Origin of the sequence: Lamprobacter modestohalophilus (genome assembly GCF_016583905.1) — a bacterium.
GTDB classification, from domain to species: Bacteria; Pseudomonadota; Gammaproteobacteria; order Chromatiales; family Chromatiaceae; genus Lamprobacter; species Lamprobacter modestohalophilus.
The window spans coordinates 92,043-109,200 of the sequence record NZ_NRRY01000019.1 but is presented as its reverse complement, the minus strand read 5'-3'; the positions used below and the strand labels follow the sequence as shown (position 1 = coordinate 109,200).

The window sequence follows — 17,158 nt, the reverse complement described above, 5'->3', positions numbered from 1 at the left end:
TGATGCTGAAAGTGTGGGGGTCAAGCCTGTGTCGAGCGGTCGGTCTGTTTGGATGCCTGGCCGCCTTGCTGATCGTCTTGCTGATCGTCTTGCTGATTGCCTTGCTGTTTGCCTTGCTGGTCGCTTTGCTGCTTGCCTTGCTGATCGGAGCCCTGGTCGGCTGCCCGGTTGGCACTGCTCGCCGAGGCGATGTAGACCATCGCCAGCACGGCGAAGATGTAGGCTTGGATCATGCCGGTGAGCAGCCCGAGCAGCTGCATCACGATCGGGAAGAAGAACGGCGTCAGACTCAGCAGGATGCCAACGATGACCGTGCCGCTCATGATGTTGCCGTACAGGCGGACCGCGAGCGCGAGCGTCCGCGAGAGCTCACCGATGAGATTGAACGGCATCATCAGCGGCGTCGGCTCGATGTAGTGGCGCAGATAGCCGAGCGGGCCGCGATGGATGATCCCGAACAGCGGCACGGCGATGAGCACGCACAGGGCGAGCGCGGTGGTGGTCGAGAGCGAGCCGGTCGGTGGCAGGTAGAAGGGCACTAGCGTCAGCAGATTCGAGACCGCGATGAACACGAACAGGGTGCCGACGAAGGGCAGGTACTGGCCGGGCTCCTGCTGGCTGACGTCGCGGATCTGATCGCGCAGACCGGTCACCAGCACCTCCAGCGCATTCTGCCAGCGCGATAGCTCAGGGCCGCTGGTCAGGCGCCGGCTGACGCCCCAGCAAACCAGGGTGATCAGTGCCATGATCGCCCAGGTCCAGGCCACCGTGGCGTTGAGATGGAGCGGTCCCCATGCCCAGAGGACGATTTGATCGGGACTGATGGTCATGGCTGCAGTGGCATGCTCTTTTCGTGGCTGAAGGCTGAAGGCTGAAGGCTTACGGTTCGCGGCTCGCGGTCAGCCGCGAGTGGATCGAGCGGGCTCTGAGACCGGTTGTGTGGGTGGGCTCGTCGACGGCAGCGAGCGGCGTAGGATCAGCAGGCGCATCAGCATCACGCCGGCCAGCGCCAGCAGGATCTGGACCCAGCCGCCGCCGACCTGCAGCAGCAGCCAGCCGGCGCCCGCGAGCAGCGCGAGGCGCATCACCAGGCTCAGCGCGAGCAGCCGCACCGGGTGCTCGCTGCTTGGAAGCGCCCGAACCGTGCGCAGCAGCCCATAGAAGAAGGCCCAGCCGACGACCAAGCCGCCGAGCAGGGCGACGACCGACAGACTCAGGTCCGATGACCAGGGGGCTAACCACCAGGATGTATTCATGCGGGCGCCTCACTGCTCGTTGCCGTCATGCCGACTCTCGCGTTTGACCCAATACCAGGCGTTCACACAACCGAGCGCGACGCCGATGAGGAGCAAGCTCAGGGTCCAGGAGGCCTGCTCGGCCGGCCAGAGGCGGTCGAGCCACACACCGAAGGCGACGCCGATCACGGTGGGCACCGCCACCGCCCAACCGACCAGGCCGAACATCCCGAGCCAGAACCAGACGTTGCGATCGCGCTCGCCGCGGGCGCGCCGTTTTCGCGCGGCCTTGCGCTCGACCTGGTCACGGAACCGCTCCTCGGGCGATTGTTTGTCCTGAGCCATCATCGCGTCTCTTGTGTATTGGCAAAGCGAGTTTCGGCAAATCGGGTTTCGGCAAAGCCGCGCAGCGTGCCGGCCTCAAGCCGGCCTAGGGCCGAGCGCGCCTCTTGTTCGTGTTGCTCGAGCGTCAAGAACGACTCGGTCACGGTGTCGCTGAGCCGTTCGAGGTCGTCGCCGACCACCGCGTTCAAGGTTGCGATCCGAACCCGATCATCCGCCTTGACCAGGGTGCCGACATCAACGGCGACGAAGCGCTCGACCTCGTCGGTATCCAGGAACGACAGGATTCCTGGCACCAGCTCAGCCACGCAATCGATGTGCCGAGGAAGCAGGCAGAAGGAGCCGTTGGCCGCCTCGGCGATGATCTTGCGCACCGGCTCGTCGACGAGGGTCTGGGTGGGCGCGAAGACCTGCAGTCGCAGCCTCGTCGCCCGGTTCGTCTCTGGTGCTGTTTCAAGCGCGTCGGCGTCACTCATCGATCGCCCCCTTCATGTAGAGCGCCTGCTCGTCGACGTCGGCAAAGGCGCCATCGAGGATGCGCTCGCAGCCCTCGATGGTCTGCTCACGGCTCACGAGCTGGCCCGAATGACCCGTGAACTGCTCGGTGGTGAAGAACGGCTGGGTCAGGAAGCGCTCAAGCCGGCGCGCCTTGCTGACCGTTTCGCGGTCCTGACGCGAGAGCTCTTCCTCGCCGAGCATGGCGATGATGTCCTTCAGCTCCTCGTACTCTGCCAAGGTCGAGCGCACCTGCTGCGCGACCTGGTAATGGCGCTCGCCGACGATCTGCGGGGTCAGCATCTTCGATTGAGACTGCAACGGGTCCACCGCTGGGTATAAGCCTTGGCTGGCGCGTTTACGCGAGAGCACGATCGACGCCGAGAGGTGGCCAAAGATGTGCGCGGCGGCCGGGTCAGTCAGGTCATCGGCGGGCACATACACCGCCTGCACCGAGGTGATCGCGGCGCTGGCCGAATTGCAGATGCGCTCTTCGAGCTCCGCAAGCTCGCTGGCCAGGGTCGGCTGATAGCCCACGCGCGAGGGGATACGCCCCATCAGCCCCGAGACCTCGGTGCCGGATTGCACGTAGCGGAAGATGTTATCGATCAGCAGCAGGACGTTGCGACGCTCCTGATCGCGGAAATACTCGGCGATGCTGAGGGCGGCGTGTCCGACCCGGAAGCGCGCCCCGGGCGGCTCGTTCATCTGGCCGAACAGCATCAGGGTGTGGTCAAGCACCCCGGCGTCGCGCATATCGCGATAGAGCTCTTCGGCCTCGCGTGTGCGCTCGCCGATGCCACAGAACAGGCTGATGCCTTGATAGTGACCGACCATGTTGTGGATCAGCTCGGTGATCAGCACCGTCTTGCCAACACCGGCGCCGCCGAACAACCCGGCCTTGCCCCCAGACTCCAAGGGCGAGAGGAGATCCAGCGCCTTGATCCCGGTCTCGAAGATCTCGGTGCGGGTGATGCGCTCGCTGAGCGGCAGTGGTGGGCGATGGATCGGCCAGCGCTCGACGTCCTGCAGCGGCTCGCCATTGTCGATACTGTCACCGAAGACGTTGAGCACGCGCCCCAGCAACGCCTTGCCAACCGGCACGGTCAGCGTCGCGCCGGTGTCGCGCACCGGCATTCCGCGCGCGAGCTGCTGGGTCGGCGTCAGCGCGATGCAGCGCACCCGGTCGCGATCGAGCAGGCTATGGACCTCTAGCACGACTTGATCCTGGGCGCCTGCACGCAGGGCCTGAAAGCGCGTCGGCAGCGGCGGCGGGAAGCGCACGTCGACGACGCTACCGCGCACCGACACCACCTGGCCGTCGCCCGTCGCTGGCTGCTGTTTGGCCTGCTCGCTCATGAGCCACCCTCCTGCAAGCACTTTGGCAAGCGCTTTGGCAAGCGATTTGGCATTAGGGCGCCTCCACGAACGCTGGATTGTCTTTGCGCTCGAACTCGTGGGTTTCACCGGCGCGGAGCGCGCATGCCTCCGACCCCACCCACAGCCGAATCGTCTCGGTCTCGGGCGAGATCGCGCGGACGCGCACCCGCTCGTGGCTGATGTCGAGCTCCAGGGTCTGGCCACGGAATCGCAACCGGATGCGCAGCCGTTGCAGCTCCTCAGGCAGCGCCGGGTTGAGCCAGAGTCGCTGATCGCGCACCTCGATCCCGGCATAGCAGCGTTGAATCAGATCGACGGTGCCGGCCATGGCGCCGAGGTGAATGCCCTCCGAGGTCGTGCCACCTTGAATGTCGGCCACGTCGCTCTCGAGTGCTTCGGTGAACAGCGACCAGGAGCGCTGTCTGTCGCGACGTGCCAGGACCCAGGCATCCACCACGCGGCTAAGCGTGGAGCCATGGCTGGTGCGGCTGCCGTAATAATCCACGTTGCGCGGGATCATCTCGGGGTGAAAGGGATAGCCCAGGCGGGTGAGCAGCCGCTCCAGCTCCTCGGTCGAGAACAGATAGAAGAGCATCAGCACATCGGCCTGCTTGGTGGCCTGATAGCGGTTCGGCGAGTCGCCCTCGGCCTCAAGGATGCGGTCGAGCCGTTGGATGTCGCCGTAGCGCTCGCGATAGCCCTGCCAATCGAGCTCGTCGAGCTGCTCGAAGCCCTCGAACTGGCTGATGACGTCCTGGTCGTGGAAGCACAGGCGAAGCTTGCGGCTGATCCGATCCCACTGCTCGAGCTCATCGCGCTGAATGCCGAGCTGCTCGCGCAGCTCATCCCAGCGCTCGTTGGGCAGGTGCTCGGGCAGATCGAGCGCTCGGCATAACACCCAGCAGGCCATGACATTGGTGTAGGCGTGGTTGCTCAGCCCCGGCTCCTCGCGGTCTGGATAGCCGGTATGGAATTCGTCGGGGCCGATCACGCCGTGGATCTCGTAACGCTCGAGCGCCTGGTTGTAGGTGGCGATGCTGGCCCAGAAGCGAGCGATCTCGAGCAGCATCTCGGCGCCATAGAAGGAGAGGAATTCTTGGTCGCCGCTGGTCTCGTAGTACTGCCAGAGGTTGTAGGCGATGGCTGAGCTGACATGCCGCTGCAGCCGCGACTCGTCCGGGGTCCAGTGTCCGGAGCGGGGGTTCAGGTGCAGCGTTTGGCTCTCCTCGCGACCGTTGCTGCCGCTTTGCCAGGGATACATCGCCCCGCGCAGTCCTGCCTCGCGAGCGGCCTGCCGAGCGGCGCCGAGTCGCCGATAGCGGTACATCAGCAGCGAGCGGGTGATCTCCGGCAGCCGCAGATTGAGCGTCGGGAAGATGAACAGCTCGTCCCAGAAGATGTGCCCACGATAGGCCTCGCCGTGGAGTCCCCGCGCTGGCACACCGGCGTCGAGGTCCATGACCCTGGGCGAGGCGGTGACCAACAGATGGAACAGATGCAGTCGCAGGATGGCGGCCGTGCGCCCGTCGTCGTCGTCGCGCAGGCCAAGCTCGAGGTCGAAGCGCCGCCACAGCTGCTGCCAGATCAAGGCGTTGCTCTCCCGCAGTGCGGCGAAGCGCGGCAGCGATGTGAGTGCCGAGCGGGCTTCCAGACCAGATTCGCTGATCGCCGCATCGCGCGAGGTATAGAGCGCGATCAGCTTCTCGATGCTGACCGTCTGGCCGGCGTCGAGGTGCAGCTGGAAACGTTGCTTGATCTGATCAGCCTCGGTCTCGACCCGCGCATCGAGGTCGATCGGCTGCTCCCCGCGGTAAGCCCGAGTGCGGGCGCTCATCGCGATCTCGAGGCGCGACTGCCGCGTGCGCGCCTTCAAATAGAGGCCGTCGACGTCGACCGCCTGGGTCTCGAGGCACTCGAGGTGGTCCCCCTCGAGACCGCGATAGCGTTCGACGCCGTCGTTGGTCACGCGTCCGTCGAGCGCGCTCAGTACCTCGACGCTGCCAGACCAGTTACAGGGCGTCAGCTCCGTTTCGAGCCCAGCAAGATGCTGGTGCTCTATATGCACCAGCCGACGCTGGCGCAGCTGGGTCTCGCGGCCGCCGGGCTCGCGGAATCTGATCTCGCGCTCCAGCACCGCATTGCGCAGATCGAGCCTCTGCCGGTAGTCGAGCAGCTCCACCTGATCGGGATTGAACCAGTCGCCATCGGCGAAGCGCAGTTGCAGCGGCAGCCAGTTGGGCAGATTGACTAGGTCCTCGTTCTCGACCACGCGTCCCTGGATCTCGGTCTTGGCCCGATCATAGCCGCCCGCTAGATAGGTCCCAGGGTAGTGATGCGCATCGGCTACCGACTCCGGGGCAGCGCCGCGGCTCGCAAAATAGCCGTTACCCACTGTGCACAACGCCTCGCGCAGCCGTTCCTGCTCGGGGCGATAGTCATGGTAGCTCCACTCCCAATCATGCATTGCGTTCAATCTCCACCAGAGGACCGAGCAGTGCTTCGATGTCTGCAGAGGCTCTGCAGGCCAGGCCATCGCAAGCAGCGCGGACGGGTCCGAAATACAAGACTCGTCGATGCAACTTATGGGCCACTATCAGCGCGCTGGTGCTGCGTTGTCCTCGCCAGCGGCGCTCGCTCGACAGGGGGCAAAGAAACTGTCGTTGAGTGCTTCGCGGCACTTGAGCTCGGTCCCTGTCACAGCATTCGGCCTTGCCTGTTGCGCCCGCTGCTCAGCGGCCATGTCGACCAGCTGATGTGCGGCGCTGCACTTGGTGGTATCCGCGCAGGCGTTGTCGGGACCGCAGGCCTGCTCAACCAGCACCTGGCAGGGACGGCTGTCGCCGCCCTGCGGTAAGGCTGTCTCGCCCGGCTGCCCCGGCTGCCCCGGCTGCGCAGTGTCATCCTCCCTGGGGGCCTGCTCGTCAGAGGGCGGTGGCATTGGCGTCGCCTGGCGACGCTCAAGCATCTCGGTGTTCGGCACCACCCGACCCTCGCGCACATGCAGCTCAGTGCCGTTGTTCAGGCGATAGATGCCATCCCAGAGCTGGGTCTGGTAGCCGGGTCCTTGGGTCATCGGCCGGTTGGTGCGGGGGTCGACCCAGACCTTGGCGCCGCTCTGCAGGGTGCCGCGCCAGGGCTCACCACTGGGTGTCCGCCTCGCCTCGCCGGGGGCGGCGGGATCAAAGGGTGCTTGAGCAGCGACGTCGGTGGTCGCCATAGCGGCGGTGATCGCCAGTGCGGCGCTGATAAGGAGCAGCAGGGTATTGGCGTTGAGTCGCTCGCCTGAGCATCGGGACTTTACATCGGTCATCGCAGTGTTCATCGGTTTTTGCTCTAGGAAAGGCTGTGAGGAAGGCGTTTAGCTCCACTGCCAGTCATGCATGGCGCTCGCTCTCCGTCAGAGAGGTCAGCAGGGCTTCGACGTCGTCGGGGGCGCGCAGGCGATAGTCCGCGGCGCTCGGGCGCGCTGTTTCAGAGACCAGGATGCTGATCCCGCCCAGCCGGCGCAGCGCACGGAAGGCATCCTCATCGGTGTCATCATCGCCGAGATAGAGTGGCAGCACGTCGGGACCCTCAAGCCCAAGCTCGGAGAGCAGCCAGCGCAGCGCCTGGCCCTTGTCCCAGTCGACGTCTGGGCGCAGCTCGAAGAGCCGTTTGCCGCCGGTCTGACGCAAACCATCGAGACTGCGCCGGGTCTGATCGACCGCCTCGCGCACCTGCGGCAGATCCTCGTCGGCGACCTGGCGCACGTGGATCGCGACCGCGAAGCGCTTGCGCTCGATACGGACTCCGGCGACGTCCGCAAGCCGCGCCTCGAGCCTGTCGGCCGCCTGTTGCAGCGCATCAAGCGCGTCGATGCCCTCGGGAAGCTCCATTCGCAGATCCGGGCCGCGGATATCGAAGCCGTGACTGCCAGCATAGATCAGACTGTCGATCCCGACCAAGGCGCTGACGTCGTCCAAGTCGCGACCGCTGATCACGGCCAGCGGCATCTGCTCAGCGGCGTCCCGCAAGGCGCGGCGCATGCTGTGACTGAGTTGGGCGTCTGCCGGGCGTTCGACGATCGGGGTCAGGGTGCCGTCATAGTCCAGAAAAAGCGCCGGTTGCTTGTCAGCGAGCCGGTCACTGATGAGCGCCATCTCCTCGAGCAACGGTGGTGTCTCGCGATGGGCCGATTCGATGCCGATCTGGCACAGATCGTCAAACACCCGATCGGCGCCCTTGTTCAGCAGCGACTCGCGCTGGCCGTCGCGATCGATGCCGATGACCAGCCCGAAGTGGCCGCGGCTCGCCGCCATCACGCCCGCGGTGGCGTCCTCGATCACCGCCGCGCGCTTGGGCTCGCAGCCGAGCTGATGGGCGGCCTCGACGAAGGTGTCCGCATCGGGCTTGCCTGCCAGCTCCAGTGCCTCGGCCTCGACACCATCCAGGTGCTTATCGAACAGCCCATCGAGCCCCGCCTGTTGCAGGATGAGCTCGCAATTCTTGCTGGCCGTGACCACGGCGGTGCGAAACCCCGAGCGGCGCAACCGTCGCACCAGATCGACCGCACAGGCGTAGACGGCGACACCACGCTGCTCGATCAGCTCGCGGAAGAGGGCATTCTTGCGGTTGCCGAGCCCATGCAGCGTCTCGTGCTCGGGTGGGTCATCAGGCTCGCCCTCGGGCAGATCGATGCCGCGCGCGAGGAGGAAATGCTTGACGCCCTTGAGACGCGGTCGGCCATCGACGTAGCGGCGATAGTCGCGGTCGTCATCGAACCGGCTGTGATCCTCGCCGGCCGTGGCCGGACGCTCGCTCAGATAGTCGTCGAACAGCCTTTTCCAAGCCTCGGCGTGGATCTCAGCGGTCCGGGTCAGGACGCCGTCGAGGTCGAACAGCACGGCGTCGAGCCGTTCGCGCGAGAACACCGGCTGTGCGTCGGCCATCGTGAGCTGTCCATCGGTCATCGCAGTGTTCATCGGGTCTTGGCTCTAGGGAAGTCTCGAGGAAAGTCTCGAGGCAAGCGTTAAGGAAAGCGAAGCGCTCGGCGACGGCCCTGTTCGGCGCAGTGCTTGATAGCAACGACGAAGCAACGACCGTGCCGCATAGACATCCGGCCAAGGCGTTGTGGCCCCCGGATTGCTTGAGTCTGAAATGGACACAACCACGGACACAGCCACCCGTCGCGATGGAGGCTCCATGATCTCAATCTGCGCAGCGCTTCTGACAGCACGCCAAGCCCCCCGATCCGCCTCCCCGAGCCGCCCTCAGATCCGACCTCCAATCAGGAGACCGTCATCGAATCGATCCTCGAGCCGGAGCGGCTCCATGACTGCTTCGGATGGGGCAAATCAACGATCGGCGGTGGTTTTGAACCGTCACTCACCGACACAGGGGACAGGAGCTTAGCGATGCAACCAACCCAATCACGCGCTGGCAATCGCAACAGCATCATGGCCATGGTGATGGCTGGAGGGCAGGGATCACGACTGCGCCCGCTTACCGATAAGCGCTCGAAGCCGGCGGTCCCGTTTGGCTCGCGCTACCGGATCATCGATTTCGTGCTCAGCAATCTGGTCAATTCCGGGATCTCGACGATCTATCTGCTGGTGCAATACAAGTCGCAGTCGCTGATCGAGCATGTGCGCAAGGCCTGGACGATCTCGCCGCTGTTTCCGGATCAGTTCGTGACCGTGGTGCCGCCACAGATGCTCAACGGCAAGACCTGGTTCACCGGCACGGCGGACGCTGTGGCCCAGAATCTTGCTAAAGCAGCTCATCAGACATCATGACCATCCATAACCAAGAAATCGCTGATCGGCTCGAGCGCGCGGCCGATCTACTCGAGATCGGTGGCGGCGATGCCTACCGGGTGCGCGCCTATCGCCAAGCCGCCCAGACCGTCTCCGGGCTGGCACAGAGCCTGGCCGATCGGGTCGAGAACGGCGCCGACCTGACCGAGCTGCCGGATATCGGCCAGAGCATGGCCGAGAAGATCGCGACCATCGCGCAGACCGGCGAGCTGCCCCAGCTCGATGAGCTCGAGGAGACCCTGCCGGCCCAATTGAGCGAGCTGATGCAGTTGTCTGGACTCGGGCCGAAGCGGGTCAAGGCGCTGCATCAGGATCTCGGGATCGAGAATCTTGATGATCTCAAGCAGGCCGTCGATCAGCAGCGGGTGCGCCAGCTCGAGGGCTTTGGCCGCAAGACCGAGGAGACTATCGCCGAGCATCTGGCCCGGCGCCAGGGCCAGGAGGCGCGCACGCGCTTGATGGAGGCCGAGGAGGTCGCCGACACACTCGCCAGGGATCTGGGCGGGATCGAAGGCGTTCAGCAGCTCACCGTCGCCGGCAGCTTCCGCCGCCGCAAGGAGACAGTCGGCGATCTCGACATCCTGGTCACCGCCGATGAAGGGTCAGCGGTGATGGAGCAATTCACCGGCCATGACGAGGTCCGGGAGATCGTCTCCCAGGGCGAGACCCGCTCGACGGTGGTGCTGCGCTCGGGCCTGCAGGTGGACCTGCGCCTGATGCCAGAGGACGCCTACGGCGCCGCGCTGCACTATTTCACCGGCTCCAAGGCGCACAACATTGCGGTACGCCGAATGGGGGTCGAGCGCGGCCTCAAGATCAACGAGTACGGCGTCTTCCGCGACGACGAGCGCATCGCCGGGCGCACCGAAGAGGAGGTCTATGCCAGCGTGGACCTGCCGTATATCGAGCCGGTGCTGCGCGAGCACCACGGCGAGATCGAGGCCGCGCAGCAGGGACGGCTGCCGCAGCTCATCGAGCTCGACGTTATCCGCGGCGATCTGCATTGCCATACCCGGGCCAGCGATGGGCACGAGAGCCTGCGGGCGATGGCCGAGGCCGGCGCCGAGCGCGGCTATGCGTACCTGGCGATCACCGATCACACCCAGAACCTGACCGTCGCCGGCGGCCTCGACGAGGCCCGGCTGCGCGAGCAGATCGAGCGCATCGATCGCCTGAACGATGAGCTTGACGGTCGGATCACAGTGCTCAAGTCCGCGGAAGTCGACATCCTTGACGACGGCTCGCTCGACTTGCCGGATTCCATCCTCGAGCGGCTCGACCTCTGTGTCTGCTCGATCCACGACAAGCTCGGTCTCTCGCGCGAGCAGCAGACCGAACGGGTGCTGCGGGCGATGGAGAACCCGAATTTCTCCATCCTTGGCCATCCGCGTGGACGTCTGATCGGCAAGCGCGATGCCTATGAGCTGGATCTGGAGCGGGTGCTCGCGGCAGCGGCCGAGCGGGGCTGTTTCCTTGAGGTCAACGCCCAGCCGAAGCGGCTCGATCTCAGTGACGCTGATTGCCGCCTCGCCAAGGAGATGGGCGTCAAGGTCGCGATCTCGACCGACGCCCATAGCAGCACCCATCTGAACTACATCCGCTTCGGTGTCGATCAGGCACGTCGCGGCTGGCTCGAGGCCGAGGATGTGATCAACACCCGCTCGCTCGAGGCGCTGCGCACGCTGCTCAAGCGCGGATGACGTTGGCGGGCATGACGGGCAATCCAGCCTAGCTCCCTACTAGCTCCCTACTAGCTCCCTAACAGTTTCACCCTGCCAGCCAGGATCGGGTCTTTAGAACCAAGGGGCTGTCTAAAGCAACCATTTGGTTGCCCGCGCTCCCTGTGCCTCGCCATTGCGCCGGCCAAGCGACAAGGCTGGCGCCGAATTTGCTCCGGTTTATGGGAACAAGACACTGACCTATCCTAGGCACACAGCGAGACCGCGAGACCGCGAGGCAGCGATCGATGAGGTAGGCATGACAGATGATGCAAGGGCGCCCGGTCATGGCAGGGGGCCCGTCCTAAACGTGTTGAGCAAGCCCGAGCTGGCGCGTCGGCTCGATCAGCTGATCAGTGAATTGCTGGACGGCGGAGGAGCCAACGACGCAACCCGGGATCTGCTGCTCGAGCTGCAAACGCACCAGGTGGAGCTTGAGCTGCAGGGGCGCGAGCTTGCCGATGCGCGCCACATCCTGGAGGTCTCGCGCGACCATTACGCCCGCTTGTTCGATCTAGCGCCGGTCGGCTTTGCGGTCTTCGATCGGCGCGGGCGCATCCGCGAGATCAATCTCACCGCCGCGCAGATGCTCGGGCGCGATCGCCTGCGGCTCGGTGGCACGCCGTTTCCGGTCCTGTTGGCAGGCGGTGAGATGCGGCGGTTCCTTGATCACGTCTCAGCCGTGGTTGGTGGCGCCGATGGCGTGATGGTCGAGCCACTGGAGGTCGATCTCGAGTCGCGCCGCCCGCGTCCCGAGCCGGCGCCCCAGGCCTTGCGGTTGGTGTCGTCACGCCGCTATGGCGACGACGGCCCTGAGTGCTTCAGCGCACTGGTCGATATCACCGCCGAGCGCCGGCTCGAGCGCAGCAAGCGGGCGACCGAGCACCGCGCCCACGCCATCCTCGATGCCCTGCCGGCCGAGGTGCTGGTGCTGGATGCGAAGGGCAGGGTCGTCTTCGCCAACGACGCCTGGCAGCGCTTTGCCAACTGCCCGAAGCGCTCGACCTCAGGGTCGTCAGCGCGCCGGGCCGATGTCGGATGGGATTATCTCGCCGCCTGTCGCGATCAGGCCTCCCGAGCAGAGGCTGAGCGCCCGGCGTCAAAGGCCGAGACCGCTGCCATTGCCGACGGCGTGGCGGCCGTGCTCGAGCGACGTCGCCAGCGGTTCGTCGCCGAATTTGCCTGTGAACGCCGGGATGGCGAGCACTGGCTGGCGTTGACCGCTGCCCCGCTCGATGCCGAAGGAGATGCGGCTAAGGGAGATGCGGCTAAGGGAGAGGAGACAGGGCAGGGGGCGGTGATCGTGCAGATCGACGTCACCGACCGCAAGCGCGCCGAGCAGAGAACGCAGATCGCGCGGGAGGTCGCGGCCCATGCGGCGCGCGTCAATGCGGTCGGCGTGCTCGCCACCTCATTAGTGCACGAGCTGGCGCAGCCGCTGAACGCCGCGGCCTTCTTCGGGCGCGCCGCGCTCGAGCAGCTGCAAGGCGCCGATGCGACGCAGCGCCCCAAGGATGCGGCGATGCTAGAGCCGATGATCGCCAAGGCCGATGCCCAGCTCGAGCGCGCCGGTGCCATTGTCGAGCGGCTGCGTGATTTCTTGCGCCATAAGGAGGTCCGGATGCAGTCGCTTGAGCTCGACCCCCTGATCGAGCGCACGATCGAGCTGATCGGCTGGTTCGCGAGCCAACGCCAGGTCGAGCTGCGTTTCACCTCGGGCTCAGCCGGTCTCTGGCTGCTCGGTGACCCGATTCAGCTCGAGCAGGTCATGGTCAACCTGATCTGCAATGGGGTGCAGGCCATTGATGAGGCGGAGATGGCCGAGCGGCGAGTGACCATTGCAACCTGTTCCCGCAGGTCCGAAGTGAGCCCTGAGGAAAAAACCGACGCGGGCTCGCCGATGGTTCAGGTCACGGTGAGCGACACCGGCCCTGGACTGGATGTGGAGAATGAGCATGCCTTATTCGATCTGTTCGCCTCGCGCCGCAGCTCCGGGCTCGGCATGGGGCTTCCAATCAGCCGCGATATCGTGGAAGCCCATGGCGGCAAGCTCTGGGTCGATCCCAGCTCGAGCGAGGGCGCCAGGTTCCATTTCATGCTGCCGCTGGCCCATTCAGGAGACCAATGATGGATGAGAATCAATGTGTCTACATCGTCGATGACGACGAGGCCATGCGCGAATCGATGCAGCTGCTGCTGGAGATGCTCGGCTATCGGGTGCAGGGCTTTGCGAGTGCCAAGGCGTTTCTCGGCTCCTGCGCGGACGATGACCGCGGCTGCCTGGTGCTCGACATGCGCATGCCGGAGATGACCGGCTTGGAGCTGCAGCAGGCGCTACGTCAACGCGGCTATGACCTGCCGATCATCTTCCTGTCCGGATTCGGCGATGTGCCGACCACGGTGCGCGCGGTCCAGTTGGGCGCGGTGGATTTCCTCGAGAAGCCGGTCAGCAAGAGCAAGCTGACCGAGCGCATCGAGCGCGCCTTCGAGATCGACCGCCGACGCCGTGACGATGCCCGCGCGGTGGAGACCGTGCGCACGCGCTGCGCGACCTTGACCCCACGCGAGCAGCAGGTGATGACCTTGGCGACCCAAGGCCTATCGAACAAGGACATCGCGCGCGAGCTGGAAATCAGCCCGCGCACGGTCGAGACCCACCGCGCAAAGGTGATGGAGAAGATGGAAGCCGACAGCCTGGCGATGCTGTGCAATATGGTCGCCCTCTGTCCGCCTGGTGAGGGAGAGTCCGCTGGTGTGGGTTGAGCGCCTCAGTCTAAGGATCACTCCAGCCCGTCTTGCTCGTGCATCCATCGAGGCACATCCTGGCTGCCATGGAGGACTCGCCAGACGTCGATGTGTTCATCCTCTTCCAGATAGAAAATCAGGTAGGGGTAGCGCTTGAGCGGCCATGACCGCAGACCCGGCAGCTCTAGCTCGTAGGCGTATCGCAGTGAGCCAATTGCAGGGTTCGAGCCGATCCGAGCATAGGCGGATTCCAGCGCATCCACGAACCCAAGGGCAATAGCTTCCGGACTGGTCTCCAGATAATGCTCGATGATCTCGTCGACATCCTGAATCGCGAGGCGCCGCGGTATGACTTTCTTCGTCGTCAATCGGCCTTACCTTGACGAACGCGCTTGCGTAATGCGTCGAAGTAGGCCGGATCAGCCACCGCTCCGGTTCCGGAAGTGGCCCCGTCGAGGAGAAGTCCACGCAGACGCTGCCGGTCTTGATCACGGCGGATCAGATCGCGCACGTACTCACTGCTGGTTCCAAATTGCCGACCAGCAACCTGTTCATCGACGTAGGTTTTCAGTGAGTCTGGGAGGGAGATGTTCATGGTGCTCATGTCGAGAAATTAGCGCCGATGGCAAAAGTTGGCAAGTCTCGATGGCGATCCCTCCGCGTGCGTTCTTTAACGATCGTGAAGATCACGCACGCAGGATGTTAGGCTCGTCGCTTGATCCTGTGCGGAGGTTTGAGGCGAGTGGCGAGCAAAGAAGACAGCACTACAGGTCACGCAGAGGCGCCGGCCAGCCCTGCGGATAACGCGGAGGAGCCGACGACGACAAACGCGGAGGAGCCGACGACGACAGCAGCGGATAACGATGCACATGAGACCCCCTCGGCGCCGGTGGTTGGCATCGGCGCCTCGGCGGGCGGCTTGGAGGCGTTCAAGGCCCTGCTGCATGCGCTGCCAGAGGATACTGGCATGGCCTTCCTGCTGGTGCAGCATCTGGCGCCGACCCGCGAGAGTCTGCTGAGCGAGATCATGGCGCGCGAGACCAATCTGCCGGTGCAGGAGGCCGAAGACGGTGCCTGGATCGCGCCGAACCATATCTACGTGGCGCCACCCGATCACAGCCTCGCGGTGCGCGCCGGGAGACTGCAGCTGACACAGGGTAGCCGTCGCGAGCGCGCCGGCAGTGAGCATCGCGAGCTGCCAATCGATTTCATGCTGCGCTCGCTGGCCGATGAGATCGGACCGGCCGCGATCGGCGTCGTGCTCTCGGGCACGGCCTCAGACGGCACCCTGGGGCTCAAGGCGATCAAGGCCGCTGGCGGGATGACCTTTGCGCAGGACGAGGACAGCGCGCAGTATTTCGGCATGCCCGGTAACGCCATCGCCAGTGGCGCCGTGGATTTCGTGCTGCCACCGGCCGAGATCGCACGGGAGCTGGGCCGGATTGCACGACATCCGTATCTGCTCGATCGCGGCGGCCGGACCGAGGGAGAGGAGGACCCGGGGGCGAGCACGGACCAGCTAACACAGGTGTTTCGGCTCCTGCGCGCCCGGACCGGACACGATTTCAGCTACTACAAGCATGCCACCATCAAGCGACGGCTCAAACGCCGAATGCTACTCAGCAAGCTGGATCGGTTCCGCGACTATCTGGAGTATCTGCGCAGCGAGCCCAATGAAGTCGACGCGCTCTTTCACGACATCACGATCAATGTCACCGCCTTCTTCCGTGAGCAGAAGACCTTCGATGCGCTGCGTGATTCGGTGCTGCCGACGCTGCTCAAGGGACGCGCGGCGAATGAGACGTTGCGCATCTGGGTGCCAGGCTGCTCGACCGGCGAGGAGCCCTACTCACTGGCCATGGTGCTGCTCGAAGCGCTCGGGTCGCAGCCGAGCATTCCGGTCCAGATCTTTGGCACCGATATCGACGAGCAGGCCATCGAGCGTGCCCGCAGTGGCATCTATCCAAGCCGAATCAGCGGCGAGATCTCGCAAGGGCGGTTGAATCGCTTCTTCCATGAGGTCTCGGGCGGCTGGCAGATCAACAAGTCGGTTCGCGGCCTCTGTGTCTTCGCGCCGCACAATGTGGCCAGTGATCCGCCCTTCTCGCGGCTCGATCTCATCTGTTGCCGCAACCTGATGATCTATCTCGGCAGCACGCTCCAGCGGCGGGTGCTGCAGATCTTCCACTACGCGCTGAAGCCTGGCGGCTTTCTGCTGCTCGGCGCCTCGGAGGGTATCGGCAGCAGCTCCGATCTGTTCCGGCTCGAGGACAAGGAGGCCAAGAGCTACGCCAAGCAATCGACAAGCTCGACGCCAACCTACGAGTTTGCCCCTGCCCGGCGCGAGCCTGATCGCGAGCCTCAGGGCGACGCGCATGAGCCCGGTGGGCGATCCGAGTCCGAGATCAGAAAGGAGGCCGACCGCGCCGTGCTCACGCTGTTTAGCCCACCGGGTGTCATCGTTACCCGCGATCTGACCGTCATCAGTTTCCGCGGTAAGACCGGGCGCTACCTTGAGCCCTTGCCAGGCACGGCGAGTCTGGATTTGGTCAAGCTGATTCGCCAGGAGATCCTGGTCGATCTGCGCAACCTGTTCAAACGCGCGCTCAAGAGTGATGAGCCGGTCCTCAAGACCGGGATTGAGCTCAAGGTGGATGGCCCTAGAAGCGAGCTGAGTCTGCGCATCATTCCTTTAGCGAAGGACGCCCTAGAGCGCTTCTATCTGATCCTGTTCGAGGAACATCCGGTCCATGGCGTTGAGTCCGGGAGCGCATCCGCCTCGGCGAGCAATGGCGCGCAAGAAGACCAAGAACGGGACAGCAAGGAACGGGACAGTGATGCGGATCAGGCAAGGATCGCCAAGCTGGAAAAGGAGCTGGAGGAGACGCGCGCGTACATGCAGTCGATCATCGAGGATCAAGAGAGCACCAATGAGGAGCTGCAGTCCGCCAACGAGGAGGTGCAATCGACCAATGAGGAGCTGCAGAGCACCAACGAGGAGCTGGAGACCGCGAAAGAGGAGCTGCAGAGCACCAACGAGGAGCTTGCGACGGTCAACGACGAGCTCGAGCATCGCAACGCCGAGCTGACGTCCACCAACAACGACCTCCGCAACCTCCTGAGCAGTGTCAACCTGCCGATCCTGATGCTCGATCGCGATCTGCGGGTGCGTCAGTTCACCCCGCGCGCCAAGCGGCTGTTCAATCTGATCGACGGCGATGTTGGCCGGCCGATCGGCAACCTCCGGCCCAATATCGACTTACCAAGGCTCGAGGCGCTTGCGCATGAGGTGATGGAGAGCATGGCCGTCAAGCGGCTCGAGACCGAAGGCGAGAAAGGAAAAACCCAGGATGTCACCTTGCGTCCCTACCGAACGCATGACCAGCGTATCGATGGGGTGGTGATCACCCTTTTCGATCGTGACCAGCCAACGCCTTGACCGGACAAA

General features: G+C 64.6%; 14 protein-coding genes and 1 pseudogene. 5 read left to right on the top strand and 10 right to left on the bottom strand.

Going from position 1 to position 17,158, the window contains the following annotated elements; genetic code table 11:
- Positions 1-20 precede the first annotated feature (20 nt).
- From CKO42_RS12745 to otsB, 8 genes are all read right to left on the bottom strand, one after another.
- Complete coding sequence (locus CKO42_RS12745; RefSeq protein ID WP_200244504.1) at positions 21-830, bottom strand: F0F1 ATP synthase subunit A; 810 nt, start codon at positions 828-830, stop codon at positions 21-23.
- 69 nt (positions 831-899) lie between these two features.
- Positions 900-1,256 carry an ATP synthase subunit I gene (locus CKO42_RS12740; protein WP_200244503.1) on the bottom strand — a complete coding sequence of 119 codons (357 nt, stop codon included), beginning with the start codon at positions 1,254-1,256 and terminating at the stop codon, positions 900-902.
- Between the two features lie 9 nt (positions 1,257-1,265).
- Positions 1,266-1,580: an AtpZ/AtpI family protein gene (locus CKO42_RS12735; protein WP_200244502.1), complete on the bottom strand. Its 315-nt coding sequence runs from the start codon at positions 1,578-1,580 to the stop codon at positions 1,266-1,268.
- Complete coding sequence (locus tag CKO42_RS12730) at positions 1,580-2,053, bottom strand: F0F1 ATP synthase subunit epsilon (protein ID WP_200244496.1); 474 nt, start codon at positions 2,051-2,053, stop codon at positions 1,580-1,582. Before CKO42_RS12730 ends, CKO42_RS12735 begins: the two co-directional genes overlap by 1 nt.
- Entirely contained in the window at positions 2,046-3,431 is a 1,386-nt protein-coding gene (gene atpD, locus CKO42_RS12725; protein WP_200244493.1) for a F0F1 ATP synthase subunit beta, read from the bottom strand. The genes CKO42_RS12730 and atpD overlap by 8 nt, the downstream gene beginning before the upstream one ends.
- A gap of 52 nt (positions 3,432-3,483) precedes the next feature.
- On the bottom strand, positions 3,484-5,916 hold the full coding sequence (locus tag CKO42_RS12720) for a glycoside hydrolase family 65 protein (protein ID WP_200244492.1): 2,433 nt from the start codon (positions 5,914-5,916) through the stop codon (positions 3,484-3,486).
- A gap of 129 nt (positions 5,917-6,045) precedes the next feature.
- Entirely contained in the window at positions 6,046-6,774 is a 729-nt protein-coding gene (locus CKO42_RS12715) for a hypothetical protein (RefSeq protein WP_200244490.1), read from the bottom strand.
- 52 nt (positions 6,775-6,826) lie between these two features.
- Positions 6,827-8,413 (bottom strand): trehalose-phosphatase, encoded by a 1,587-nt coding sequence (otsB, locus tag CKO42_RS12710; RefSeq protein WP_200244484.1) that lies wholly within the window; start codon positions 8,411-8,413, stop codon positions 6,827-6,829.
- Positions 8,414-8,845: 432 nt separating this feature from the next.
- Here otsB and CKO42_RS12705 point away from each other — a divergent pair.
- The 4 genes and pseudogenes from CKO42_RS12705 to CKO42_RS12690 all read left to right on the top strand — a co-directional run.
- A pseudogene (locus tag CKO42_RS12705) lies at positions 8,846-9,202 on the top strand (sugar phosphate nucleotidyltransferase); the annotation flags it as partial.
- Positions 9,203-9,222: 20 nt separating this feature from the next.
- Positions 9,223-10,947: a DNA polymerase/3'-5' exonuclease PolX gene (polX, locus tag CKO42_RS12700; protein ID WP_200244476.1), complete on the top strand. Its 1,725-nt coding sequence runs from the start codon at positions 9,223-9,225 to the stop codon at positions 10,945-10,947.
- 277 nt (positions 10,948-11,224) lie between these two features.
- Positions 11,225-13,093: a PAS domain-containing sensor histidine kinase gene (locus CKO42_RS12695; RefSeq protein ID WP_200244475.1), complete on the top strand. Its 1,869-nt coding sequence runs from the start codon at positions 11,225-11,227 to the stop codon at positions 13,091-13,093.
- Entirely contained in the window at positions 13,093-13,728 is a 636-nt protein-coding gene (locus CKO42_RS12690) for a response regulator transcription factor (protein WP_200244474.1), read from the top strand. The genes CKO42_RS12695 and CKO42_RS12690 overlap by 1 nt, the downstream gene beginning before the upstream one ends.
- Positions 13,729-13,745: 17 nt before the next feature.
- On the opposite strand, the gene CKO42_RS12685 is transcribed toward CKO42_RS12690, so the two are convergent.
- Both CKO42_RS12685 and CKO42_RS12680 read right to left on the bottom strand, forming a co-directional pair.
- Positions 13,746-14,078, bottom strand: a complete 333-nt coding sequence (locus tag CKO42_RS12685) for a type II toxin-antitoxin system RelE/ParE family toxin (protein ID WP_200244473.1) — start codon at positions 14,076-14,078, stop codon at positions 13,746-13,748.
- Positions 14,075-14,305, bottom strand: coding sequence for a ribbon-helix-helix domain-containing protein (locus CKO42_RS12680; RefSeq protein ID WP_338034911.1), 231 nt, complete (start codon positions 14,303-14,305; stop codon positions 14,075-14,077). Before CKO42_RS12680 ends, CKO42_RS12685 begins: the two co-directional genes overlap by 4 nt.
- A gap of 147 nt (positions 14,306-14,452) precedes the next feature.
- Here CKO42_RS12680 and CKO42_RS12675 point away from each other — a divergent pair, with 147 nt between their 5' ends.
- The gene (locus tag CKO42_RS12675; RefSeq protein WP_200244471.1) at positions 14,453-17,149 is read left to right on the top strand and encodes a chemotaxis protein CheB; all 2,697 of its coding nucleotides are present in this window, start codon (positions 14,453-14,455) and stop codon (positions 17,147-17,149) included.
- Positions 17,150-17,158: the final 9 nt, after the last annotated feature.